The 22,491-nt window shown below is 62.1% G+C and carries 25 protein-coding genes; 9 read left to right on the top strand and 16 right to left on the bottom strand.

Annotated features, from left to right (window positions below; translation table 11 throughout):
• From H7225_RS06855 to H7225_RS06845, 3 genes are all read right to left on the bottom strand, one after another.
• Positions 1 to 594, bottom strand: a 594-nt coding sequence (locus H7225_RS06855; protein ID WP_290660175.1) for a PAS domain-containing protein, incomplete at its 3' end; no start/stop codon positions are given.
• A 497-nt stretch (positions 595 to 1,091) separates the two neighbouring features.
• Positions 1,092 to 2,483 (bottom strand): type II toxin-antitoxin system HipA family toxin, encoded by a 1,392-nt coding sequence (locus H7225_RS06850; protein WP_290660173.1) that lies wholly within the window; start codon positions 2,481 to 2,483, stop codon positions 1,092 to 1,094.
• The gene (locus H7225_RS06845; protein ID WP_290660171.1) at positions 2,428 to 2,742 is read right to left on the bottom strand and encodes a helix-turn-helix transcriptional regulator; all 315 of its coding nucleotides are present in this window, start codon (positions 2,740 to 2,742) and stop codon (positions 2,428 to 2,430) included. Before H7225_RS06845 ends, H7225_RS06850 begins: the two co-directional genes overlap by 56 nt.
• Positions 2,743 to 2,894: 152 nt before the next feature.
• Between H7225_RS06845 and H7225_RS06840 the strand changes: the two genes are divergently transcribed.
• The 5 genes from H7225_RS06840 (at position 2,895) to H7225_RS06820 (ending at position 6,557) form a co-directional block, all read left to right on the top strand.
• Complete coding sequence (locus H7225_RS06840; protein WP_290660169.1) at positions 2,895 to 3,050, top strand: hypothetical protein; 156 nt, start codon at positions 2,895 to 2,897, stop codon at positions 3,048 to 3,050.
• An 86-nt stretch (positions 3,051 to 3,136) separates the two neighbouring features.
• Positions 3,137 to 3,622, top strand: a complete 486-nt coding sequence (locus H7225_RS06835) for a pilin (protein ID WP_290660167.1) — start codon at positions 3,137 to 3,139, stop codon at positions 3,620 to 3,622.
• 7 nt (positions 3,623 to 3,629) lie between these two features.
• A complete protein-coding gene (locus tag H7225_RS06830) occupies positions 3,630 to 4,670 on the top strand; it encodes an amino acid ABC transporter substrate-binding protein (RefSeq protein WP_290660165.1) in 1,041 nt (346 codons plus the stop codon).
• A gap of 1 nt (position 4,671) precedes the next feature.
• The gene (locus H7225_RS06825) at positions 4,672 to 5,526 is read left to right on the top strand and encodes an ABC transporter permease subunit (RefSeq protein ID WP_290660163.1); all 855 of its coding nucleotides are present in this window, start codon (positions 4,672 to 4,674) and stop codon (positions 5,524 to 5,526) included.
• A complete protein-coding gene (locus tag H7225_RS06820; protein WP_290660161.1) occupies positions 5,523 to 6,557 on the top strand; it encodes an amino acid ABC transporter permease in 1,035 nt (344 codons plus the stop codon). Before H7225_RS06825 ends, H7225_RS06820 begins: the two co-directional genes overlap by 4 nt.
• A 20-nt stretch (positions 6,558 to 6,577) precedes the next feature.
• Here H7225_RS06820 and H7225_RS06815 read toward each other — a convergent pair whose 3' ends face one another.
• The 6 genes from H7225_RS06815 to mltG all read right to left on the bottom strand — a co-directional run bounded on the left by H7225_RS06815 (position 6,578) and on the right by mltG (position 10,860).
• Complete coding sequence (locus H7225_RS06815; RefSeq protein WP_290660159.1) at positions 6,578 to 6,802, bottom strand: hypothetical protein; 225 nt, start codon at positions 6,800 to 6,802, stop codon at positions 6,578 to 6,580.
• Between the two features lie 126 nt (positions 6,803 to 6,928).
• Entirely contained in the window at positions 6,929 to 7,726 is a 798-nt protein-coding gene (locus H7225_RS06810; protein WP_290660157.1) for a TatD family hydrolase, read from the bottom strand.
• A 21-nt stretch (positions 7,727 to 7,747) separates the two neighbouring features.
• Complete coding sequence (locus H7225_RS06805; RefSeq protein ID WP_290660179.1) at positions 7,748 to 8,125, bottom strand: PilZ domain-containing protein; 378 nt, start codon at positions 8,123 to 8,125, stop codon at positions 7,748 to 7,750.
• 139 nt (positions 8,126 to 8,264) lie between these two features.
• The gene (locus H7225_RS06800; RefSeq protein WP_290660155.1) at positions 8,265 to 9,290 is read right to left on the bottom strand and encodes a DNA polymerase III subunit delta'; all 1,026 of its coding nucleotides are present in this window, start codon (positions 9,288 to 9,290) and stop codon (positions 8,265 to 8,267) included.
• Positions 9,287 to 9,898: a dTMP kinase gene (tmk, locus tag H7225_RS06795; protein ID WP_290660153.1), complete on the bottom strand. Its 612-nt coding sequence runs from the start codon at positions 9,896 to 9,898 to the stop codon at positions 9,287 to 9,289. Before tmk ends, H7225_RS06800 begins: the two co-directional genes overlap by 4 nt.
• Positions 9,895 to 10,860, bottom strand: a complete 966-nt coding sequence (gene mltG / locus H7225_RS06790; protein ID WP_290660151.1) for an endolytic transglycosylase MltG — start codon at positions 10,858 to 10,860, stop codon at positions 9,895 to 9,897. The genes tmk and mltG overlap by 4 nt, the downstream gene beginning before the upstream one ends.
• A 133-nt stretch (positions 10,861 to 10,993) precedes the next feature.
• Between mltG and H7225_RS06785 the strand changes: the two genes are divergently transcribed.
• The 3 genes from H7225_RS06785 to H7225_RS06775 all read left to right on the top strand — a co-directional run bounded on the left by H7225_RS06785 (position 10,994) and on the right by H7225_RS06775 (position 13,418).
• Positions 10,994 to 11,977: a folate-binding protein gene (locus H7225_RS06785; RefSeq protein WP_290660149.1), complete on the top strand. Its 984-nt coding sequence runs from the start codon at positions 10,994 to 10,996 to the stop codon at positions 11,975 to 11,977.
• 115 nt (positions 11,978 to 12,092) lie between these two features.
• Positions 12,093 to 12,404 (top strand): DUF4936 family protein, encoded by a 312-nt coding sequence (locus H7225_RS06780; protein ID WP_290660147.1) that lies wholly within the window; start codon positions 12,093 to 12,095, stop codon positions 12,402 to 12,404.
• A 15-nt stretch (positions 12,405 to 12,419) separates the two neighbouring features.
• Positions 12,420 to 13,418 (top strand): NRDE family protein, encoded by a 999-nt coding sequence (locus H7225_RS06775; RefSeq protein WP_290660145.1) that lies wholly within the window; start codon positions 12,420 to 12,422, stop codon positions 13,416 to 13,418.
• Here H7225_RS06775 and H7225_RS06770 read toward each other — a convergent pair.
• From H7225_RS06770 to H7225_RS06745, 6 genes are all read right to left on the bottom strand, one after another.
• The gene (locus H7225_RS06770) at positions 13,408 to 14,268 is read right to left on the bottom strand and encodes a YbgC/FadM family acyl-CoA thioesterase (RefSeq protein WP_290660143.1); all 861 of its coding nucleotides are present in this window, start codon (positions 14,266 to 14,268) and stop codon (positions 13,408 to 13,410) included. The two genes, H7225_RS06775 and H7225_RS06770, sit on opposite strands and share 11 nt — an antisense overlap.
• Positions 14,269 to 14,341: 73 nt before the next feature.
• The gene (locus H7225_RS06765; RefSeq protein WP_290660177.1) at positions 14,342 to 16,099 is read right to left on the bottom strand and encodes an AMP-binding protein; all 1,758 of its coding nucleotides are present in this window, start codon (positions 16,097 to 16,099) and stop codon (positions 14,342 to 14,344) included.
• A 152-nt stretch (positions 16,100 to 16,251) separates the two neighbouring features.
• The gene (locus H7225_RS06760) at positions 16,252 to 17,541 is read right to left on the bottom strand and encodes an acetyl-CoA C-acetyltransferase (RefSeq protein WP_290660141.1); all 1,290 of its coding nucleotides are present in this window, start codon (positions 17,539 to 17,541) and stop codon (positions 16,252 to 16,254) included.
• 57 nt (positions 17,542 to 17,598) lie between these two features.
• Complete coding sequence (locus H7225_RS06755) at positions 17,599 to 18,459, bottom strand: MaoC/PaaZ C-terminal domain-containing protein (protein WP_290660139.1); 861 nt, start codon at positions 18,457 to 18,459, stop codon at positions 17,599 to 17,601.
• 12 nt (positions 18,460 to 18,471) lie between these two features.
• Entirely contained in the window at positions 18,472 to 19,881 is a 1,410-nt protein-coding gene (locus H7225_RS06750) for a 3-oxoacyl-ACP reductase (protein ID WP_290660137.1), read from the bottom strand.
• 134 nt (positions 19,882 to 20,015) lie between these two features.
• Entirely contained in the window at positions 20,016 to 20,789 is a 774-nt protein-coding gene (locus H7225_RS06745; protein WP_290660135.1) for a TetR/AcrR family transcriptional regulator, read from the bottom strand.
• Positions 20,790 to 20,986: 197 nt separating this feature from the next.
• Here H7225_RS06745 and H7225_RS06740 point away from each other — a divergent pair, with 197 nt between their 5' ends.
• A complete protein-coding gene (locus H7225_RS06740; RefSeq protein WP_290660133.1) occupies positions 20,987 to 22,123 on the top strand; it encodes an iron-containing alcohol dehydrogenase in 1,137 nt (378 codons plus the stop codon).
• Here the strand turns inward: H7225_RS06740 and H7225_RS06735 are convergent.
• Positions 22,093 to 22,491 (bottom strand): transporter associated domain-containing protein (locus tag H7225_RS06735; RefSeq protein ID WP_290660131.1); only part of this gene is annotated, 399 nt, incomplete at its 5' end. The two genes, H7225_RS06740 and H7225_RS06735, sit on opposite strands and share 31 nt — an antisense overlap.

The following is a 22,491-nucleotide window of genomic DNA, read 5'->3' as shown; positions in this document are numbered from 1 at the left end:
GGCAACGATGCCCAAAGCGCCTGCCGTCAGTCCCGCCATTGCGCCGCCACCGACAACGATCCCGATCCCGGCCAGGGCGCCAGCGCCGATACGCCAGCCAATGGAAGCCGTCTGCAGCACCGAAGTCCAGCGCATCATGCCGGTGCGGATCAGAATGCCCTTGTAGATCGCGCGACTGCCGGCTCGACCTTCGCGGATCTTGCAATACAGCGCTTCCGCGGCCTGCACCTCGTCGCGCGTGGGTTTGGTGCGCACCGACATATAGCCTACGAATTGATCGTTCCGCCGCACCGGCGTCGCGTTGGCCCGCACCCAGTAGTGGTCGCCGTCCTTGCGGCGGTTCTTGACCAGAGCCGACCACGACTGGCCGCCCTTCAGCGTTTGCCACATGTCGGCAAAGACCTCCTTGGGCATGTCGGGGTGTCGGACCATGTTGTGCGGCTGGCCGAGGACTTCTTCACGATCAAAGCCACTGACCGCGATGAAGGCGGCGTTGGCGTAGGTGATGTGGCTCTGCGTGTCGGTCACCGACATCAGGGTCGCATCGTCAGCGTAGTCGTATTCGCGTTGGGAGACAGGCTGGTTGTTGCGCATGATGTGTTTGTTGTGCTTTCTGGGGTGAGTGCGACGAAGCAGTCACTGCTGCGCACTGTCGGGAATGTCGAACTCATTACTTTATCGGCGAGCAAACCGAGGCATTGAGGCCAGATTGGGCGTCTCTATTCGGCAGCACACTCATTTAAGGGCCCCCTTAAGCGCCACCGTGGCCGAAGAGGACCGGCTATCCCCGGACCGACGCCCACCGCTCTCAACCACCGCCACGACGCCAGGAACAACCAGCCCATGGCTGGCATCCATCACCAACTCGGCGCTGCCCCGTGTCACCCGGAACTGGCCAGATTGGCGCTGCCACCGGCATTCGGCGTCCGTCAAGCCGTATCGCTGCTTAAGGCCAGATTGTCGTTGAATGAATCCGGCGGTTATAGCGGCCAGCTGACGTGAATGCCGCGCTTGATCGACGAAGCATTTAGTTAACATAATATACATCGTGGATAGTTAACTTGCAGGTGACCAACCTTGTGGAGTGATGCCTAGATGAGTAGCAAATGCTGCTTCTGTAGCCTCACCATCTCATCTTCGGGAAGCTCAGCCTCACGCGCAAACTTCGGCCAATGCTCAATGGCAGCGCGAACCTGCTCGATCACGCGGCGGCCTGTGCCCACACCGAAACGCGCAGCCTCGGCCAGCAAGTCATCAACACCAAAGCCCTTGAACTTGCCGTTGACCGCCATGAGATGCTGGCTCGTCCATTCGCCGGTGGGATTGTGCGCAAACGTCACGTCATAGGCCGGCGACAGCGCCCAAGTCTTACCGCCCTGCCGCAGCAGGAACGAGAAGTTCTTGGTGTGGTCATCGCAGTTGCGCCCCATCACGTTGAACACCATGCGCCTGAAAGCTTCTTCCTGGTCTTCGTAGGGCAGGTTCAATTGCCGGATGACCGTGAACAGCTGCGAATAGGCATTGGCCCCCTTCTTCTTGTAATCAAGGTGGTCCATCGCGCAGAGCGTTTGCATGTGATGGCGCCCGGTTTGCCCCTCGCGGTCAAAGCGCTTGGTCATGAAGTGGGCGCGGCCGTTTTCGCTCAAGAGCCGGCAGTCGGTCATCTGGATCCCTGCTGCGCGCGCCATCAGGTGATAGGCGTATTCGATGCGGCCGTAGTTCTGCGACGCACCCAGTTCATTGTCCAGCCCCATCCCGTCGAACTTGAGTAGCCAATGCTCGAACCCTTCGGGGGCATCGAGTTGGCCGGAGCGGATTTCATTCGTCTGCGGCTGCAAGGCGATGACCGCTTTGGCGCGCGCGCCGCCTGCCGAGGTGCCGACGTCGATGATGCTGCGCAACGCCGCGTTCGTGTGGTCGTCACCATCCAGGTGGCCGGTCACGATCTTTCTGGCCTCTTCAACGAGTTCGCTCAATGCGATGGCCGTTGGCTTGCGCTTGGCCGGTCCGCGCGTCGGCTTGAACGTCATCGCGCCCATCGCCCGGGTGCTCATGTAGGCAAGCCGGTCAAGGGGCGTGACGTTTGCAGCGGCGATACCTTGATCGGCCATGTACCGGTTGATGAGCGCGTTGCCAAAGTCGTCGGGCAGCGCGTCGCTCAGCAGCGCTGGCAGGCGCTTGTAGGTGGCGTCTGGCAAGTCAGTGAACAGGTAGACCTCGTCTGGATTTGCCCGCATGCGCAGCGGAGATGGTTCAATGGCCTGATTGGCAAACGCCGGTGTGTATTGGAAAGCGTAGTACCCATAGCGCTGGTCCAGTGCCACCGAGCCGATGTGCTCGCCCCAGAGGTAGGCCTCGACGACATTGACGTGCTTGTAAGCCCTGGGGTTTTTTCGTGGTGAGGTGACCATGCGGATTGGCGCCCTATCAAGGCTGCTCAGTGCGCGCGCGCCGCGAGGCACGTTGCCGAGGTCCGGCTTCACGTGACAGCGCCAGAGGGCTCACGGTGGCAATGGGTGCGACGGTGTCGAGCCAGGCTTCGCGGCCCAGCGCACGGAGAACGCAAACCAGGGTCTTGACCGTGGAGCCTTCCGCGTTCTCGAGACTGCGCACGGCGCGCACACTGATGCCTGCCCGCTCGGCCAGCGTCTTCTGGCCCAGGTTTTTGGCGAGCCGAAGAGTCTTGAGTTTTTCACCAAGCTCTGCTTCGAGCTCTTGGGGTGTCAGGTTGGCAGTCTTCACAATGAATGCATCATAGCCATGAAAAACAAGCGTATCAAGCATCTAAAATCCGCCCATTGAAACCTATTTTTTGCATTAATTGTCGTAATTCAGCCTTTTGGTAGTTTTACTATCACCTTGAATGAAGGCTCCAGCAGGCGCTGCGGCTTCCGTTGGAGTACGACCTGGGGGGGCACACCCTCAAGGTCTTCTCCATGGTGTCCACCTTTGGCACCGCGCTGGACATCACGGCCGAAGAGCTACGGGTTGAAACCTTCTTCCCAGCGGATGATTTCTCGCGGGATTTTTTCCGCATGCTGTCGCCCTGACAACGCACGGCCTGAATTCGAACCACTGGCCGCGCCGCCGACTTGGCACAATGGTCGAACCTGCAACGCATCGGACGGCTCCATCCATGACCAAGGCTCACCGCGGCTTCACCCTGATCGAAATGCTCGTGGTGATCGCGATCATCGCCATCCTGGCCTTGATCGCCATGCCGAGCTACCAGGGCAAGATCATCCGGGACCAGATCGCAGAAGGCGTGGCGCTGGCGGCCATCGCCAAGCCACCGGTGGCCGCCTCATGGGCCGTCTCCAAGGTGCTGCCCACCGACAACGCTGCGGCCAGCCTGCCCAGCGCCGATAAGATCGTCAACAACGTGGTCAGCAGTGTGGCGGTGGCCGATGGCGCCATCCACATCACCTTTGGCAACCGTGTGAACGGGGCCATCAAGGGCAAGGTCCTGACCTTGCGCCCGGCCGTGATTGAAGACGCCCCGATCGTCCCAGTGACCTGGGTGTGTGGCCACGCCGAAGCCCCCGACAAAATGACACTCAAGGGCACCGACAAGACGGACATCCCCCCGGCTTTTTTACCGATCAACTGCAAGGCGAAATAGCCCAAAAATGCGCTGGACAACATTGAACTGCTTTCGCTGGGCTGCCGTGGCCATCTCCGTTTTTTTGGCCACGCTGAGCGCTCCGGCCTGGGCCGGTAAAACGCTGGACACCATCCGCGAGCGTGGCAAGGTTCAATGCGGGGTCAGCACCGGCGTCGCGGGCTTCTCAGCGCCTGACAGCAAAGGCCGTTGGGCTGGGCTGGACGTTGACGTGTGCCGGGCCCTGGCGGCTGCCGTGCTGGGTGATGGCGACAAGGTCAATTTCGTGCCGCTCAACTCGCAGCAGCGCTTCACCTCCCTGCAGTCAGGCCAGGTTGATTTGCTGTCGCGCAATACATCGTGGACCCTGACGCGCGATGCCTCGCTGGGCTTTCATTTCGCGGCCGTCACTTACTACGATGGACAGGGTTTTCTGGTGCCCAAAAAGCTCAAGGTGAGCAACGCCAAGCAATTGCGCAATGCGCAGGTGTGCATCCAGTCGGGCACCACCACCGAGAAAAACCTGTCAGACTTTTCTCGCTCGCAAGGCGTGCCGTTCAAGCCCGTGGTGTATGACTCGTTCGAGGCCGCCTTCAAGGCGTTCTTCTCGGGCCGCTGCCAGGCCTACACGACCGACGCCTCGGGCCTGGCCATCGTGCGCAACAAGGAAGCGCCACACCCCGAGGACTACATGATCCTGCCCGAGTTGATCTCCAAAGAGCCTCTGGGCCCCTTGATTCGGCGCGGTGACGACGAATGGTTTGCCATCGTCAAATGGACGGTGTTCGCTTTGATCGAAGCCGAGGAACTGGGCTTGACGCAAGCCAACATCGACGGCTTTCGCACCAGCCCATCGCCATCAATCCAACGATTTGTGGGCACCGGCGAGGACATGGGCAAGTTGCTGGGCCTGGACAAAACCTGGTCTTACCGCATTGTCAAGACCGTGGGCAACTATGGCGAGGTGTACGAGCGCAACGTGGGTTCGGGCTCCCTGCTGAAGCTGCCCCGTGGGCCCAATCGCCTGTGGAGCCAGGGCGGCTTGATGTACGCACCACCCATCCGCTGACATGTTTGATTTCCTGAACCAGCCGGCGGGCTTCGGCATTGGCGAGACGGGGCTGTTGGTCTACGACGCCAGCCAGCCACTGTGGCTGGCCCTGGCCGTGGGCCTGGGCAACACCTTGCGGGTGTCCCTGCCCGCCTTGGTGTTCGCCACGGTGCTGGGCACCTTGGTCGCGCTGGCACGGCGGTCAGTGCACCCTGGCTTGAGAACCGCAGGCAACGTCTACATCGACGTGGTTCGCAATGTGCCTTTGCTGGTGCAGCTGCTGATGTGGTACTTCTTGCTGCTCGACTGGTTGCCGGACACCACCCAAACTTTGGGGTCGGTGGCAGGTGTCACCCTGAGCAAGGGTGGCCTGAGTTTTCCCTGGTTGGTGGCCCATCAGGGCGCCTGGTTCTGGAGCATCCCCGCCCAGGACGGGCTCAGCGTCACCGGCGGGGCCACGGTCACGCCCGAATACCTGGCCGTTTTCATGGCCCTCGTCACCTACACGGCAGCGTTCATCGCCGAGGTGGTTCGGGCGGGGCTGGAGTCGGTGCCAAAATCATTGAGCGAGGCTGCCCAAACACTGGGTGCCCGGCCCCACCAGGTGATGCTGCGCGTGGTGTTGCCGCAAGCGCTGCGCACCATGGTCCCGGCCATGACCAACCAGTACCTGAACCTGATCAAGAACTCTTCATTGGCGGTGGCCGTGGGCTACCCCGACCTGGTCTCGGTGGGCAACACCGCCGTGAACCAGACCGGCCGCGCGGTGGAATGCATCCTGGTGATGATGTCGATCTACCTGATGCTGTCATTGCTGACCGCAGCCTTGATGAACTGGTTCAACGCGCGACACGCGCTCAAGGGCAGTGCATGAAAAAGACCGGGACGATCTCCACGGCAATGTCGGCTTTGTTCTGGGTGGCGCTGGTCTATGCCGCCTGGAGGCTGCTGGATTGGGGCGTCTTGAAGGCGGTGTTCAGGCCCGACGAGGCAGCCTGTCATGCGCTGGAACGTTCAGGTGCGTGCTGGGGCGTCATCACCGAGAAAATCCGCCCGCTGCTGTTTGGCCGCTATCCCCATGACGAGCAATGGCGGCCTTTGCTGGCCCTGCCTTTGATGTTGCTGGGCGCCGGTGCCTTGCTGTGGCGCCCTTGGGACTTGTCCCTTCGTGGCGTGGTTTGGGGCGCTGTGCTGGTATCGCTGATGGTGGGCCTGCTGATGCACGGCGGCCTGATCGGCCTGGTGGTCGTGCCCTCCGATCAATGGGGCGGATTGCCGCTGACCTTGATCCTGGCTGGCCTGACCATGGCGCTGTCTTTGCCGCTGGGCATTGCTTTGGCTTTGGGCCGCAGGGCTCAGTGGTCTTGGGTGCGCTGGGCTTGCACGGGGTTCATTGAAGTCACCCGCGGTGTGCCTTTGGTGATGGTTTTGTTCATGGCCGCCTTCATGCTACCGGCCATCATCCCTGCCCGCTTCGAGGTCAGCCTGCTGTGGCGCGTGATGATCGCGTTGACCTTGTTCTCGGCCGCTTACCTGGCCGAGATCGTGCGGGGCGGCCTGCAAACCGTGGGTTCAGACCAGTTCGACGCCGCCAAGGTGATGGGCCTGTCAGGCTGGCAGACCCAAAGGCTGGTCGTGCTGCCCCAGGCCTTGCGGGCGGTGTTGCCGGCCTTGGTCAGCCATGCCATTGGCCTGCTCAAAGACACCTCATTGGTGATGGTGGTGAGCCTGCATGAACTGACGGGGGCTTTGTCCTTGAGCCTGGGTGGAGACCCGCAATGGCGTCCCTACTACCTTGAAGGCTACTTGTTCGTGGCGGCCATTTATGCCGCCATGTGCCTGAGCTTGTCGCGCGCAGGGCGCCGGGTTGAGCTGCGCTGGCTGGCCACCGCAGGCCAGCAATGACACCGTCGCCAAGCCGTTAATCAGTCCGCGCCGATGATGTCGTTTTCAAGATCGGGTGCGCTGTCGACTTCCTGATCAAAGGCATTGGTGTCGCCGTTGATGTGGGGAATCAGGGGCTTGTCCAGCGGGCGACAAATGCGGCTTTGCAAGTGGTTCAGACGTTCCGATCGCTCCATGGCTGCGATCACGGCTTGGGGATCCATCATGAGGGCGAAGGGATTGGCGTAAAGACCTGTGTTTTGCATACTGACTCCGGTGTGAAGAAGTGCCGTTTCGATGGGTTGACTTTAGGCTTCACGGTCCGGGGGCGGTAGTCGCCGAAAATCCAAACCGTCTGTCAGAAATTGTCTGACAAGGGTTTGAACTCTGGGTCAGTTCAAGGCTGCGGTAAGCGGCGGTATTGCGAACAATTGCTCGAAATTGCGCGTGGTGATGCGGCCTAACTCTTCGGGTTCAACCCCCTTAAGTTCTGCCAGGAAACGGCCGACCAAGGCCACATTAGCGGGCGAATTGGTTTTACCCCGGTGCGGCATGGGCGCCAGGTAGGGGCTGTCGGTTTCGATCAAGCAGCGGTCCAGCGGCACGAACTTGGCCACCTCGCGCAGGTCCGCTGCGGTCTTGAAGGTCAGGATGCCCGAGAACGAGATGTAGAAACCCAAGTCAAGCGCAGCCCGCGCGACAGCTTGGCTTTCGGTGAAGCAATGGAACACGCCCCGCGACTGGTGCTGGCCCGATTCTGTCAGGATGGCGATGGTGTCATCGCTGGCCTGGCGGGTGTGGATGATCAAGGGCAAGCTGGTGTCCAGCCCGGCCTGGATGTGGACACGAAAACGCTCACGCTGCCAGTGCATGTCGGCCACGGAGCGCTCGCCCAGCCGGAAGTAGTCCAGGCCGGTCTCGCCGATGCCCACCACGCGTGGCAAGGTCGCGCGCTCCACCAGATCGGCCACTGTGGGCTCTTGCACTTCTTCGTTGTCCGGATGCACCCCCACGGTCGCCCAGAAATTGTCGAAGCGTGTGGCCAAGGCGTGCACTTGCGGAAACTCTTCCAGCGTGGTGCTGATGCACAAGGCCCGATCGACCTGGGCTTGCGCCATCTCGGCGCGCACCTGGTCCAGCTTGTCAGCGTAGTCGGGGAAATTGAGGTGGCAGTGCGAATCGACAAACATGAAGCAAATCCCGATCTTGCCTCAAAGTGTCTGAGTCGGCTTGTTCGATGACAGCGATGTGCCCAGGGCCTGCTCGATTTTGATGCGCAGCAGGCGGGTCTTCTCGTCAGACGGAAAACGCACGCCTACACCCTGGGTGCGGCCACCCGACGCATTGGCCGGCGTGATCCATGAGATCTTGCCCGCCACGGGGTAGCGTTGGGCTTCGTCAGGCAGGGACAGCAGCAGGTAGATGTCGTCGCCCAGCTTGTAGTCACGCGTGGTGGGCACGAACAAACCGCCATCCGCAAAGGCAGGGATGTAGGCGGCGTACAGCGCGCCTTTTTCACGGAACACCAATTGAATGACGCTGGGACGGGCCACAGCGGCACTCGGTACCGCGCCTGCCACACCACCCATGGGGTTCGTGCTGGCCTTACCTGGCCCGGCGTTGGCAAAGGCAGACGGCAGGGCTGTGGTGTGGAATTCGCTCATCGTGGTGAAAGTGTAACGTCGGCTGCTGGTGATAAACGTGAATTTAAGCGCGGGGTAAGCCCCTTTACTTGTTGAAACGCAAGGCCAGACGGGCTTGTTGCAACAATGATTCCACCCTCAAATTCAGGTTCCACGGGTGCTCTGCGGTGCGGCTGGCCTTGCGCAACTCGCCCGACCAGGCCGTGAGCCGGGTCAGATCACCATTGCGGTGCAAGCTGCCTTCAGGAAAGTACCGGGGCGCAGCGCCCGTGGCCATGCAGGCCAGGTCGTGACACAGCTTTTGAAGGGTTTCAACCACCAAGGGCAGCGGCCAGCCCGCCATCGCGCCACTTTGCCCTTGCGCCACATCGCGCGGAATCTGCGGCCAGCGCACGGCGTCCAGGCCCACGGCGTGGCGGTCTCGGGCGGTCAGCGGCTGGCCTCCGGCGGCTTGCAGCAAGACGGCAGCATCGGCGTCACTGAGGCCATTGATCTGCTCGCGCAACCAGGTGATGGACGCGACCTTGTCCGGCAAAGGCAGGCGCCAGGCCTGGCAACGGCTGCGCACCGTGGGCAGCAATTCGTCCAGCGACGCGGCGCTGACCACAAAGCGCACCACGCCGGGCGGCTCTTCCAGGGTCTTGAGCAAGGTGTTGCTGGACACCATGTTCATGCGTTCGGCCGGGTGCACCACCACCACCTTGGCGCGGCCGCGCGAGGAGGTCTGCTGCGAGAACTGCACCACCGCGCGGATGGCCTCGACCTTGATGTCCTGGCTGAGCTTCTTGGTCTTGCCTGATTTTTCGGACGCGCCCTCATCGTCCTCGCCCGAGCCTGTCCATCCCAAAGCGGCCTGCAGGGCTTCGGGCACCACCACGACCAGGTCGGGGTGCGAGCGCGCCGAGATCAGGTGGCAACTGCCACAGGCACCGCAAGCTGGCTTGAACGGGCTGCCAGGCGCCTGGGCCTCGCACAGCCAGGACTGCGCCAGCGCCATGGAGAACTCGAATTGACCCACGCCCTGGGGACCGTGGACCAAGGTGGCGTGACCATTCGCTTGCGCCAAAGCCTGGGCAAGGGGTTCGTGAAGCCAAGGTAGCAAATCGCTCACAGCCAGCCTTTGGATTGAAGGGCGGCATCGACTTGGCGAGCCACGTCAATCGGGCTGGCGCTGGCATCAATCAGCGCAAAGCGCTGGGCATCGGCCTGCAGTCGCGCCTGGTAACCCGCCCTCACCCGCTCAAAAAAAGCGGTGTCCTGGGCTTCGAAGCGATCGGGTTGGCGCGCCGCCGACAAACGTGCAGCCGCCACGGCGGGCGGCAGGTCAAACAGAAAAGTCAGATCGGGCTGCCGGTGGCCTTGCACCCATTTTTCAAGCGTGCTAAGCACACTCAAGTCAAACCCCCGCCCCGCGCCTTGGTAGGCAAAGGTGGCATCGGTGAACCGGTCGGACAGCACCCAGGCGCCTCGCGCCAGCGCGGGCTCGATGACCTGGACCAGGTGATCGCGGCGCGCGGCGAACACCAGCAAAGACTCGGTCAGCGCGTCCATGGGGTCGTGCAGAACACTTTGGCGCAGCTTCTCGGCCAGGGGCGTTCCGCCCGGTTCACGCGTGCGCACCACGTCGCGCCCTGCCTGGCGCAGCTGGCTTTCCAAGGCATCGAGGTGGCTGGTCTTGCCCGCGCCATCAATGCCTTCAAACGAGATGAACCGGCTCATGGGCGCTTTCTCTGGTACTGGTTGACCGCGCGATTATGCTCAGCCAGCGTGCTGCTGAACACGCTGCTGCCATCACCCCGCGAGACAAAGTACAAGGCATTGGTTTCGGCCGGGTGCACCGCCGCCAGCAAAGCTGCCTTGCCCGGCATGGCAATCGGCGATGGTGGCAGGCCGTTGCGCATGTAGGTGTTGTAAGGGGTGTCCGTCTGCAAGTGGCTGCGCTTGAGGTTGCCATCAAATTCATCGCCCATGCCGTAGATCACGGTGGGGTCGGTCTGCAAGGGCATGCGCACGCGCAGGCGGTTGCAAAACACGCCGGCAATCATCGGGCGGTCAGATTGCAGGCCGGTTTCTTTCTCCACGATGGAGGCCAGGATCAGCATCTCTTGCGGCGAGTTCAAAGGACAACTGTTGGTGGCACCGCGCAAGGTCCAGGCATCGCTCAAGTGCTTTTGCATGGCCCGGTGGGCCCGCTTCAGCACCGCCAGATCGGCGCTGCCTTTGGCATACGAATACGTATCCGGGAAGAACTGCCCCTCTGGCGACAAGGCAGGGTTGCCCAGTTGGGCCATGAGCTGCGCATCACTTAGCTTGGCGGTGGTGGGCTGCAGGCCCTCGGCTCGCGCCATCTCGGCCCGAAAACGTTTGAAGGTCCACCCATCGATGAGCTTGACCACGGCCAGGCGCTCATCGCCCATCACCATCATGCGCAACAGGGACTGGGGGGTGGCGCCAGGCTCCAGCACGTAGCTGCCGGCCCGGATCTGCCGCGCCTGGCCCGACCAGCGAAACCACTGATAAAGCATCACGGGCGAGGCGTCCACACCGGCATCGACCCAGCCACGGGCAATCTCGCGGGGGGTGGTGCCCGACTCGATGGCCAGCTCGATGTCATCGCCATGCATGCGCAGCGGTTGGTGCACCCACCAGTACACGGCACCGGCACAAGCCAATGCAGACAACAGCAGCAATCCGAGCAAAACGCTCGTGACGCCGCCTTGTTGTTGCCTTGAGTTTCGGTGGTTTGATAGCAGCTTAATCGGGATCATCCGTGGACCAATGATGGAATTGACGACAGTGATGATAATGACCCCCATGCAAGACTTTCATTTTCCAGACCCCAAGGCGCTCAATGGTGCCGTTTCCCTGTCCCATTTGGGCATCATTTCAGCCGAAGGCGCTGATGCGGCCAGCTTTCTTCATGGTCAGTTGAGCCAGGATGTGACGGGTCAAACGTCAAACCAGGCAAGACTGGCTGCATTCTGCTCAGCCAAGGGCCGCATGCTGGCCAGTTTCATCGTCGTCAAACCCTTGCCAGAAACCCTTTGGCTGCTCACAGACGGGCAAGTGCTGCCCACCGCGCTCAAGCGGCTGTCCATGTTCGTGATGCGGGCCAAGGCCCGGTTGAGCGACGCCGCCAGCGTCCTGTCAGCCGTGGGGCTGGTGGGGCCAGCAGCTGGTCAATGGCTGGGCGATTCGGCGCTGGCCGATCCCTGGCAAGCCAGCCCCCATGCCGCCAGCGGTGGCCATGTGGTGCGCTTGCCCGATGTGCTCGGTGCCCCTCGCTGGCTTTGGATCGGGCCGGTTGAGGCAGCCCAGGCCCTGGTCAGTGCCTTGCCCGCCCTGCCCTTGGCCTACTGGCAGTGGCTGGATGTGATGAGCGGCGTGGTGCGGATCGAGCCGGCCACCGTGGACCAGTTCGTGCCACAGATGGTCAACTATGAGTTGGTGGGCGGCGTGCATTTCCAGAAAGGCTGCTACCCGGGCCAGGAGATCGTGGCGCGCAGCCAATACCGCGGCACCCTTAAACGGCGTACTTTCTTGCTGCATGGCAACGCCCCCATCCAAGCCGGGCAAGAGGTGTTTTCAGCAGCGGACCCAGGCCAGCCTGCCGGCATGGTGGCCAATGCCGCAGCCATCCCGACGCTCGATGGACAAGCCAGCACCGCCTTCAGCGCCCTGGTCGAATTGAAATGGCAGGCGCTGGAGAACGGATGGCACCTCGGTTCCTCCGAAGGCCCTGCCCTGGCCTTGGGCACCATGCCCTACGAAGTCCCACTGGGCACCTCGGACGATTGATCTGGCAATTTCTTAACGGCAATTGGCCTCGGTTTGGGCGCATGCCTGCAACGCAATGTTTCAAGAGCGCAGTCCTCGGGGTAACCTTCTTCACACTTGACCGCCTTAGGAACCCATGACCACGGCAGATGCAGCTCCGGCAAAGGCTTTGTTCATCTACTACAAGGTGGACCCGGCCCATGCTCAGGCGTTTGAAAACGCGGTGCGGCAAATGCAAACTGCCTTGCGGCAGTCTCATGAAAATCTGACGGCCAGGCTGTGGGTTCGTGCCGAAGCAAAAGCGTCAGCACAGACCTGGATGGAAACCTACGAGCATCCTGATGGCGTCAGCGTTCTGCTGGCCACCTTGATCGAGTTGGCCGCGCAGGATTTGCCCGCAGGGCAAATCGGTGATCGGCACGCCGAGATGTTCAGCAACATTGATTGAGAAGGACACAGCCTGATGTGCTTGGTGGCGCTGGCGCTGGATCAAAGCAGCCGTTTTCCCTTTGTGATGGCGGGCAACCGCGAGGAGTACTTCGACCGTCCGGCCAATCGGCTGGGCTGGTGGGAGCCCGGACAAGGCGCGTCCTCGATCCTGGGTGGACGCGATCTGCAGGCAGCGGGCACTTGGTTGGGCCTCACGGCACACGGCAGACTGGGCGTGGTCACCAATGTCCGTGACCCGTCGCAAGTGGACCTGACCGCCCCCTCGCGTGGTGAAATCGTGCCTTTGTGGCTGCAGGGGGACACCCCCATGAACCGCTTGTGGCCGCGCCTGGCCATGTCGGGCTACAACGGCTTCAACCTGCTGACCTTGGACTTTGCAGAAGGCGAGGCCTACTGGGTGAACAACACCAAGCTGTACCCGCAGCGTCTGGAGCGTGGTTTGCACGGGGTGTCCAACGCTGGTTTGAACACACCGTGGCCCAAGGTGCTGGCCTTGAAGGCCCGCATGACGGCCGCGCTGAGCAGCACCACCGACCTGGAAAGCCTGGTGGTGCAGCTGTTCGAGGCCCTGACCGACCCGACCATCGCCCCAGACGACCAGCTGCCCAACACCGGGGTGCCTCAAGAGTGGGAGCGCCTGCTGTCCGCCGCCTTCGTGCGCTCGCCCGATGGTGCCTATGGCACGCGCTGCTCCACCTTGGTCATCACCGAGCGGGTCAACAAACGCCTGGTGACGCATGTGCTGGAACGCACTTACTCCAACCAGTCGAGCATGGCCTTGCTGCGCCGCGTCACCTTGAAGAACTGGCCGCCACGGCACACGGCCGCCGCGTCTGAGTTGGCTCGCCTGGACGCCAGCCTGCCGCCGCCGGGCATGCGCACTGATGAGGCATTTGAAAGCAGCGATGTGTCCGAGCACGACAACCACGCTTTGCCGCCCATTCCGGCGGCGCGCAAAACACGCGCGCGCAGCTTGATCAAGTCTTCGGGCACCCGACCGGTCAAATCCTGAGCGTCATGACGATGTGGGGAATGCCCACTTCGTCGAACACCGGGCCTTCGGGGGCAAAGCCTGCTCGCTGGTAAAACGCCTGCGCGCTGGTTTGCGCATGCAGCGTCAGTCGCTCAATGGACCGCTGCCGAGCAGCGTCGATCAAGGCCTGCAAAACCTGCTGGCCCAGACCCAGGGCACGGCTGCCATTCAGCACGGCCATGCGGCCGATCTTGGCCTCACCCTTTGGCATGCCCGCCGTGATCAAGCGTCCGGTGGCCACGGGCAAGCCGGCCAGGTTGGTGACCACCACATGCCAGGCCAGGGCATCGTCCTCGTCCCATTCTTCGGCCTGTGGAATGCCCTGCTCTTCAATGAACACGGCCGTGCGCACTGCCCGGGCCGTGGAGGCCGTGCTGGGCCAATCACCGCTGCGCAATGCGTGCACCGGGGCACCCTGCCTCTGCTGGTCCAGTTGCAGGCGCATGGCCTCGGGCACCGGGGCTGGCCGGGTGGTCTCCAGGCTGACGAACACATACACCGTCTCGCCGGTGACCAGAAGCCGTCCGCTGGTCCGGATCTCCCAGGCAAAGACCAAAGACGAGTTGCCGATGCGATCACAGCGCACGCCGATGGACAAGCAGTCACCGAAGCGGGCTGGCGCGTGGTACTGCAGGGCATTGCTGCGCGCGAACACGTCGCCACCCAGGTGGACGAAACCCTCTGGGTAAGGCAGGCCCGAGGCGCGCCAATACTCGGACATGGCCGTGTCAAGGAAGTTCAGGTAGTGGCCATTGAAGACCACCTTCTGTGCATCGACCTCGGACCAGCGAACGCGCAAGTGGTGGTAAAACGGAAATTCAGTGGTCATGAAAAAAGCCCGCATGGGTGAGCATGCGGGCCATTGTCCGGCACAAGTGCCCGGGGTAATTCGATCGAGCGGTTTACTTCTTGTCGCGCAGTTCGCGGCGCAAGATCTTGCCCACGGGCGATTTCGGCAACTCTTCGGTGCGGAACTCGACGATGCGGGGGATCTTGTAGCCGGTCAGGTTCTTGCGGCAGTGCTCGATGATCGATTCCTTGGTCAGGCCCGGATTGCGCGGCACGATGATGACCTTGACACGTTCGCCTGCTGCATCATCTGCCACGCCCACCGCCGCCACTTCCTTGACATCGGGGTGCATCGCGATCACGTCTTCGATTTCGTTCGGGTACACGTTGAAACCAGAGACCAGGATCATGTCCTTCTTGCGGTCCACGATCTTGCAGAAGCCCATGTCATCGATGATGCCGATGTCGCCCGTGGCCAGCCAGCCGTCCTTGTCAAGGACTTCAGCGGTGGCTTCAGGGCGCTGCCAGTAGCCCTTCATGACTTGCGGGCCGCGCACGCACAATTCGCCCGGCTCGCCGATGTCGGCCCACGAACCGTCTTCACGGCGCATGCGCACTTCGGTGGAGGGCACGGGCACACCGATGTTGCCGGTGAAGATCGGGCCCGGCTTGGAGATGTCAACCGGGGCCTGCGTCACGATGGGCGAGCATTCGGTCAGGCCGTAGCCTTCAACGACGGCGTTGCCGGTGACTTGCTTCCAGCGTTCGGCCACATTGCGTTGCAGCGCCATGCCACCGGCGATGGATAGCTTCAGCTTGGAGAAATCAAGCTTGCGGAAAGCCGGGTCTTCCAGGAAGGAGGCGAACAAGGTGTTCACGCCGGTGATGCCCGAGAACTTTTCGTTCTTGAGGATCATCATCACGCGCTTGGTGTCGCGCGGGTTGGCGATCAGGATGTTGCGGCCACCCAGCGCCATGAAGATCAGGCCGTTCACCGTCAGCGAGAAGATGTGGTACATCGGGATCAGGGTGACCACGGTTTCGGTCTCGCCGGTCAACTGGCCTTCGGCGAACGCCAAAGCCTGCTGGCAGTTGGTCAACACGTTGCGGTGGGTCAGCATGGCGCCTTTGGCCACGCCGGTGGTGCCGCCGGTGTACTGCAAAAAGGCCAGGTCATCGGGTTTGACGACCACGGGCTTGACCTTGACCTGGGCGCCCTGCTTCAGCGCTTCACGCATCCAGATGGCGGTGGGCAGGCTGTAGGCTGGCACCATTTTCTGAACCTTGCGCAGGATGAAATTCAGTGCCCAGCCCTTGGGATTGAAGAAGCCGTCGGCCAGCAGATCGCCGATCTGCGTCAGCACGATGTTCTTGATCTGGGTGCCCGCTTGCGCGTCTTGCAACGTCTTGGCAAAGGTTTCCATCACGATGATGGTCTCGGCGCCAGAGTCCTTGAGCTGGTGGTTCAGTTCACGTGCCGTGTACAAGGGGTTCACGTTGACCACGACCGCGCCAATGCGCAGCACGGCGAACAGCGCCACCGGGTACTGGAAGGTGTTGGGCAGCATGATCGCCACGCGATCGCCCTGCTTGATGCCCTTGCTTTGCAAATAGCCCGCAAACTCCTTGACCAGGCGGTCCAGGCGGGAGTTAATCATCTCGGTGCCTATGCTGACAAAACCGGGACGATCGCGGAACTTGTTGATGCACTCGTCGAAATACTCGGTGAGTGACTGGTACTTGTTGATGTCGATGTCGTGGGCCACGCCCTTGACATACGAGGACAACCAAATGCGGTTGGTGGTGCCGTCAGGGTTGACGATGGACTGGCCAGGCACAGGTGCCGACGCCGTTGCTGCTGCGGATGGGATCATCTGATGTCTCCTCGTATTCCCGCCAGGCACATGGCTTGGCAGGAGGGGCTTTCCCGAAGCAAGGGTTGCCGCGAGTTGCCTGTTAAGCGGACAAGTGTATCAATCTGTGAGGGAGGTTTGAAAGCCCCCCTCTCAAATTGCACCGAGTTTTACCGTTCCAGGATGGCGACCACGCCCTGCCCGCCCGCTGCACAGATCGAGATCAAGCCACGGCCCGAGCCCTTTTGCGCCAGCATCTTGGCCAGCGTCGCCACGATGCGACCACCCGTGGCGGCGAAGGGGTGTCCTGCGGCCAGCGAGCTGCCGTTGATGTTGAGCTTACTCATGTCGATCGAGCCCAGCGCTTGATCGCGGCCCAGGCGCTCCTTGCAGTACTTGGCGTCTTCCCAGGCCTTCAGCGTGCACAGCACTTGCGCGGCAAAGGCTTCGTGGATTTCATAGAAATCGAAGTCTTGCAGCTTGATGCCGGCGCGGTCGAGCATGCGGGGCACGGCGTATGCCGGGGCCATCAGCAGGCCTTCCTTCTTGTTGAAGAAGTCCACGGCGGCCACTTCGCTGAAGGTGATGTAAGCCAGCACCGGCAGGTTGCGGGCCTTGGCCCATTCCTCGCTGCCCAGCAGGACGGCCGAGGCGCCGTCGGTCAGGGGCGTGGAATTGCCGGGCGTCAAGGTACCTTGGCCAGGAGCAACCTTCTGGTCGAAGCAAGGCTTGAGCGAACGCAGCTTGTCGATCGTCAGGTCGGCGCGAAGGTTGTTGTCTTTGGTGACGCCCTTGAACGGGGTCATCAAGTCCGCGAAGAAGCCTTCGCTGTAGGCTCGGGCCAGATTCTGGTGGCTCTTGAAGGTCAACTGGTCCTGGTCTTCACGGGCAATGCCCCATTCGCGGGACATCAGCTCGGCGTGTTCGCCCATCGAGAACCCCGTGCGGGGTTCGCCGTTCTTGGGGATGGATGGCTTGACCAGCATGCTGGGGCGTATCTTGGCGATGATTTTGAGCTGGGCCATGGTGCCCTTGGCGCGGTTGGCCTCCATCAGGATCTTGCGCATCTTTTCGTTGATGCCGATGGGCGCATCAGACGTGGTGTCCACGCCGCCGCCGATGCCGCACTCGATGTGGCCCAAGGCGATTTTGTTGGCCACCAGCATGATGGCTTCCAGGCCGGTGCCGCAAGCTTGTTGCAGGTCGTAAGCCGGGGTTTCGGGCGACAAGGTGGTAGATAGCACCGTCTCACGCACCAGGTTGAAATCGCGCGAATGCTTCATGACTGCACCTGCTGCGACATCGCCCAGGCGTTCGCCATGCAGGTTGAAGCGGTCAATCAAGCCTTGCAGCGTGGCGGTCAGCATGTCCTGGTTGGACACGTGCGAGTAGACGGTGTTGGAGCGGGCAAACGGGATGCGGTTGCCACCAATGATGGCGACGCGGCGAATGGTGTTCATGGGTGAATCCCTAAAGTGAGATGCAGAAAAATGGATTGGGCGGAGCAGTCGGAGCGATCAGTACGTGACCCGGCCGCGCAGGTGCGGCTTGTCGCCCTTGGCATTGCGAACCTCGAACAGGGCGCCATCTTCCTGGCGTGTCGACCACAGCGAGGCGCGGGCCGGCAGGAACAAGGGCGTCTTGAACTCGACCATCGCCTCGGCCTGATCGAGCGATTCGCGTGGCATCAGGGTGGCCAGGGCGCGGGCCTTGGTCCACATGCCGTGGGCGATGGCTTTGCGAAAGCCAAACATCTTGGCCGTGATGCCGGACAGGTGGATCGGGTTGATGTCCCCCGACACCCGGCCATAGTGGCGGCCAATGCCCCCCGCGGCGAAAAAATCCGCCTGGTGCGACAGCGGCGTCGGGTCGATCAGGGCCGACGCAAAAGCCTGGCCCTTGGGCTGGCGAACGCCGACGCGCAGCAGGTACTGCGTGCCTTCCCACACCAATTGGTCGTTGCGCAAAGCCCGTTGCATCAAGGTGAAGATCTGACCCTTTTCGTGCGCGATCAGCGGGCCGGTACTGAGCTCAATGCGCAACTCGTCGCCCACATTGATGCGCTGGAGTTGCTTGACGCTGTTGGCCAGGTGCACCGTGCCCATGGCGGGCCAGGGGTAGTACTTCGAGCCAAAAAACCCCATGGTCAGCGGAAAGGCCAGCATCTGCGGATAGGTGATGGGCACGCCGTGTGCGCGGCTGAAGCCACACACCCGCGAATAGCTGGCGATGTTGGCCTCTTCGACCCTGACGCGGGGACGCACGTAGGTTACTTCTGGCAAAGACTCGATCACGCCCGGTCGTTTGGTACTGGACTGCATGGCCCGCACGTACATCGTGAGCGGGTTGACCAACTTGTTGACTTCGATGAGCTTCATGGCGGATCTCGGTCAAGCGCCAATCAGGCTTTGGCCGCACACGCGGATCACGTTCGAGGTGACGCCACTTGAGGCCGGGCTGGCGTACCAGGCGATGGCTTCGGCCACGTCTTCAGGCTGACCGCCCTGGCTCATGGAGTTCATGCGGCGACCGGCTTCGCGGATGGCGAAGGGAATGGCCGCGGTCATCTGCGTTTCAATGAAACCCGGTGCCACGGCGTTGATGGTGATGCCGCGCTCGGCAAAGATCGGGGCCGTGCCCTGCACCATGCCGACCACACCAGCCTTGGAGACCGCGTAATTGGTCTGGCCCATGTTGCCCGCCAGGCCCGAGATCGACGATACGCACACGATGCGGCCGCCATTCTTGATCGCTCCGGATTCAACCAGGGCGTCGTTGATGCGCTCTTGCGTTGACAGGTTCACGTTGACCACCAACTGCCAGAGGTGTTCCTTCATGTTTGCGATGGTCTTGTCGCGGGTGATGCCGGCGTTGTGGACGACGATGTCCCAACCGCCCTGGGCCTTGGCGGCCTCGACCAGCTTTTGCGGGGCGTCGGGCGCGCCGATGTCCAGCGCGATGGCCGTGCCGCCCAATTTCTTGGCGACTTCGTCCAGGCCAGCTTGCGCTTGCGGCACGTCCAGGCAGATCACTTCGGCGCCGTCACGGGCCATGATCTCGGCAATCGCCGCGCCAATGCCACGCGATGCGCCGGTGACCAAAGCCTTCTTGCCGGCCAGGGGCTTGTTCCAATCAGCGGGAATGGCTTGCGTGCCCACGATCGCGCCGATGTGGATGACTTGTGCCGACACATAGGCCGATTTGGGCGACAGCAGGAAGCGCAGGGTCGACTCGACATTGCCCTCGGCACCTTCGGCCACATAGACCAGTTGGACGTTGATGCCCTTCTTCAGTTCCTTGCCCAGCGAGCGGGTCAGGCCTTCCAGCGAGCGCTGAACAGCAGCCTTGCGCGGGTTCTTGCACAGCTCTGGCGGGCGGCCGATCACGACCACGCGACCACATGGCAGCACCGAGCGTGCAGCATCGTGGAAGAACCAGTACAGCGCATCGGATTGCGTGCTGTCGTCCAGCCCCGTGGCATCAAACACCAAGGCCTTGACCTTCTCGCCGGGCTTGCCGTCCGTGCCCCAGCGGCCAGTCGTCAAGCCCGCCTTGTTGGCCACCGCCACCCATTGCGGCAACTTGGCGTGCGCCATGGTTTGGGCCGAGATGGACTTGAAGAAGCTGGCCAGCGATTCCAGCATAGGAGTTTCGCCAGCGCCACCGATTAGAACGGTGCCTTGCACAACGGGCTGCCCTTCTTTGTAGCGTTCCAGCGGCAAGGGCTTGGGCAGGCCCAAAGCGTTGATGAGCTTGGCGCCCATGGGCGAATTGGCAAAATCAAGGTAACCGTCTTTCATACTGATCGCTTCAAGAAAACAGCCGGACGGCGTGCACAGCCGCCACGGCATGGTTGGGATCAAGAGGCAGCAACCACGCCGCCTCACCGTTGGTCAGTGCAGCCATCGCGCACTGCACCTTCCAGCCAGCCTGATCAGGCTGACGTGTTCGCCGCCTCACTGGGCTGCGTGTTTGATGCAATGGGGAACAGGCCCTGGCTGGGAAATCCGGGGATCTTCAAGATGTGTCCGAACAGGGTGTCGTGCTCGGCGTCTGGCAGGGGGGCCTTCAGGGCCGCGACCATCAGCGAGGCCAGGCGCGACAGGATCAGCGATTCGTCGTCGCCCTCGCCCCGTGTGAAATCGCGGATCAGGCGCTGGGTGTTGCCACCGGCCAAAATGCCCGACAGCGCGCCCATGGCGAAATGCAGGCGAAAGCCCAGTTCGCTGCGATTCAGATCAGGCAAAGTGCGCTGAAAGGCCAGGAAGAACCTGCCCAGCGTCTCGAAGTAGTGCTTGTTGATGAAGTCGCGCACCACGGGCGAAGGATCGGTGTAGGCCCGCCCCAGGAAGTGCAAATAGCGCTCGGCCGCCGGGGTGCCGCTGCGAAAAATGCGCACGGCGGGCAGGAACATGGCCACCAGCACATGCTCACAGGTCAAATCGCCGTGCAAGGTGTTTTCAAACCATTCAAGCATGGCCACGCGCTGGGCATTTAGCTGGTCGAGCTGGCGTGACAGCACCGCGTGGATCAGCGAATCCTTGCTGCCAAAGTGGTAGTTCACCGCCGCCAGGTTGACGCCGGCCGCCGTGGTGATCTGGCGCATGGACATCGATTCGAAACCGCCAGAGACGAACAAAACCTCGGGCGCATCCAGGATGCGGGATTTGGTGTCCGTGGGTGACAAGCGGGGGGCGGCCGTCGGCATGGTCGATTCAGTCTCCAGGGATACGAACGTTTCAAACGGCCGTTTCATCCCGATGGCGCGTATGGTATTGCACCTTTGGGCCACCGGTGTAACTGTTTTTAAACAAAAATTGGGGCGCCCCCTCAGTGCGGGGGCTTTGAAGCTGTGCCAAGGTAAAGTGCGCCGTATCCCGCGTTTGAAACCTTCTGTCAAAAGCCATGTCCACGATCCTCTACCTCACCCAGATCCAATTTGAATTCGGCGCCATCAAGCTGCTGGCCTCTGAGTGCGAACGGGTGGGCATCAAGCACCCCTTGATCGTCACCGACGCGGGTGTGCGTGCGGCCGGCGTGCTGCAAAAGGCGCTGGACGCCTTGAAGGATTGGCCGGTCACGATTTTTGACCAGACGCCATCCAACCCCACAGAAGCCTCGGTGCGCGCCGCGCTCGAGGTCTGGACGCAAGCCAAGTGCGACGGCCTGATTGCCGTGGGTGGCGGCTCCAGCATTGATTTGGCCAAGGGTTTGGCCATCATGGCCACCCACCCTGGCCCCTTGAAAACCTACGCCACCATCGAAGGTGGATCGCCCAAGATCACGGCGCAGGCTGCGCCCTTGATCGCGGTGCCGACCACGGCGGGCACCGGCAGCGAAGTGGCGCGTGGCGCCATCGTGATCGTCGATGACGGTCGCAAGCTGGGCTTCCACTCCTGGAACCTGATGCCTAAAGCGGCCATTTGCGACCCTGAACTGACCCTGGGCCTGCCCCCCGCCCTGACGGCGGCCACGGGCATGGACGCCATCGCCCACTGCATGGAAACCTTCATGGCGCCGGCCTTCAACCCACCCGCCGACGGCATCGCGCTGGACGGTCTGGAGCGCGCCTGGCACCACATCGAGCGCGCCACCAAAAACGGCAGCGACCGCGAAGCGCGCCTGAACATGATGAGCGCGTCAATGCAGGGCGCCATGGCGTTTCAAAAAGGTTTGGGCGCGGTCCACAGCCTGAGCCACAGTCTGGGCGGCGTGAACCCCAAGCTGCACCATGGCACGCTCAACGCCATGTTCCTGCCCGCCGTCATCCAGTTCAATTCGCAGGCCGAATCGATCAAAAAAGAGCGCCGCCTGGAGCGCATGGCCCACGCCATGGGTTTAAGCAGTGGCAGCGACATCCCCCAGGCCATCCGCGACCTGAACGCACGACTGGGTCTGGCCAAGGGCCTGGGCGAATTGGGCGTTCAGCGCGAGTGGTTCGACAAAGTCATCGACGGCGCGATGAAAGACCACTGCCACAAAACCAACCCGCGCATCGCCACGCCTGAGGATTACGCCGAGCTGCTGTTGGCCTCAATGTGAGTTGAGGCCGGAGGCGTCACCTCACGGGTCACCATCACCTGGTCGATCTTGTAGCTGTCGACGTCCATCACCTCGAAGCGGAACCCGCCCCAAACCACCACGTCGGTGCGTTTGGGGATGCGCCGCAGCATCACCATCATGAAACCGGCCAGGGTTTCGTAGTCTTCCTGCAGGGGCAATTCGTACAGCTCCAGCGCCTGCATCACGTCCGGGATGGGCGTCATGCCATCGATCAGCCAGGAGTTGGCGTCGCGCTGCACGATCTGCTCTTCGTCCATCGAGATCACCAGGCCGCCCATCACCGTGCTCATCACGTCGTTGATGGTGATGATGCCGACGACCAGGCTGTACTCGTTGACGATGACGGC

This window comes from Aquabacterium sp., from assembly GCF_014378415.1.
GTDB lineage: Bacteria > Pseudomonadota > Gammaproteobacteria > Burkholderiales > Burkholderiaceae_C > Aquabacterium.
Note: the sequence above shows the minus strand (reverse complement) of the source record. Positions and strands in the feature narration are given on the sequence as shown.

Excerpts from the sequence above, each read along its gene's own strand:
- H7225_RS06835 (WP_290660167.1), top strand. The coding sequence starts at position 3,137 with ATGACCAAGGCTCACCGCGGCTTCACCCTGATCGAAATGCTCGTGGTG.
- H7225_RS06830 (WP_290660165.1), top strand. The coding sequence starts at position 3,630 with ATGCGCTGGACAACATTGAACTGCTTTCGCTGGGCTGCCGTGGCCATC.
- H7225_RS06825 (WP_290660163.1), top strand. The coding sequence starts at position 4,672 with ATGTTTGATTTCCTGAACCAGCCGGCGGGCTTCGGCATTGGCGAGACG.
- H7225_RS06820 (WP_290660161.1), top strand. The coding sequence starts at position 5,523 with ATGAAAAAGACCGGGACGATCTCCACGGCAATGTCGGCTTTGTTCTGG.
- H7225_RS06815 (WP_290660159.1), bottom strand. The coding sequence starts at position 6,802 with ATGCAAAACACAGGTCTTTACGCCAATCCCTTCGCCCTCATGATGGAT.
- H7225_RS06810 (WP_290660157.1), bottom strand. The coding sequence starts at position 7,726 with ATGTTTGTCGATTCGCACTGCCACCTCAATTTCCCCGACTACGCTGAC.
- H7225_RS06805 (WP_290660179.1), bottom strand. The coding sequence starts at position 8,125 with ATGGGTGGTGTGGCAGGCGCGGTACCGAGTGCCGCTGTGGCCCGTCCC.
- tmk (WP_290660153.1), bottom strand. The coding sequence starts at position 9,898 with ATGAGCCGGTTCATCTCGTTTGAAGGCATTGATGGCGCGGGCAAGACC.
- H7225_RS06785 (WP_290660149.1), top strand. The coding sequence starts at position 10,994 with ATGCAAGACTTTCATTTTCCAGACCCCAAGGCGCTCAATGGTGCCGTT.
- H7225_RS06780 (WP_290660147.1), top strand. The coding sequence starts at position 12,093 with ATGACCACGGCAGATGCAGCTCCGGCAAAGGCTTTGTTCATCTACTAC.
- H7225_RS06775 (WP_290660145.1), top strand. The coding sequence starts at position 12,420 with ATGTGCTTGGTGGCGCTGGCGCTGGATCAAAGCAGCCGTTTTCCCTTT.
- H7225_RS06770 (WP_290660143.1), bottom strand. The coding sequence starts at position 14,268 with ATGACCACTGAATTTCCGTTTTACCACCACTTGCGCGTTCGCTGGTCC.
- H7225_RS06760 (WP_290660141.1), bottom strand. The coding sequence starts at position 17,541 with ATGAACACCATTCGCCGCGTCGCCATCATTGGTGGCAACCGCATCCCG.
- H7225_RS06755 (WP_290660139.1), bottom strand. The coding sequence starts at position 18,459 with ATGAAGCTCATCGAAGTCAACAAGTTGGTCAACCCGCTCACGATGTAC.
- H7225_RS06750 (WP_290660137.1), bottom strand. The coding sequence starts at position 19,881 with ATGAAAGACGGTTACCTTGATTTTGCCAATTCGCCCATGGGCGCCAAG.
- H7225_RS06745 (WP_290660135.1), bottom strand. The coding sequence starts at position 20,789 with ATGCCGACGGCCGCCCCCCGCTTGTCACCCACGGACACCAAATCCCGC.
- H7225_RS06740 (WP_290660133.1), top strand. The coding sequence starts at position 20,987 with ATGTCCACGATCCTCTACCTCACCCAGATCCAATTTGAATTCGGCGCC.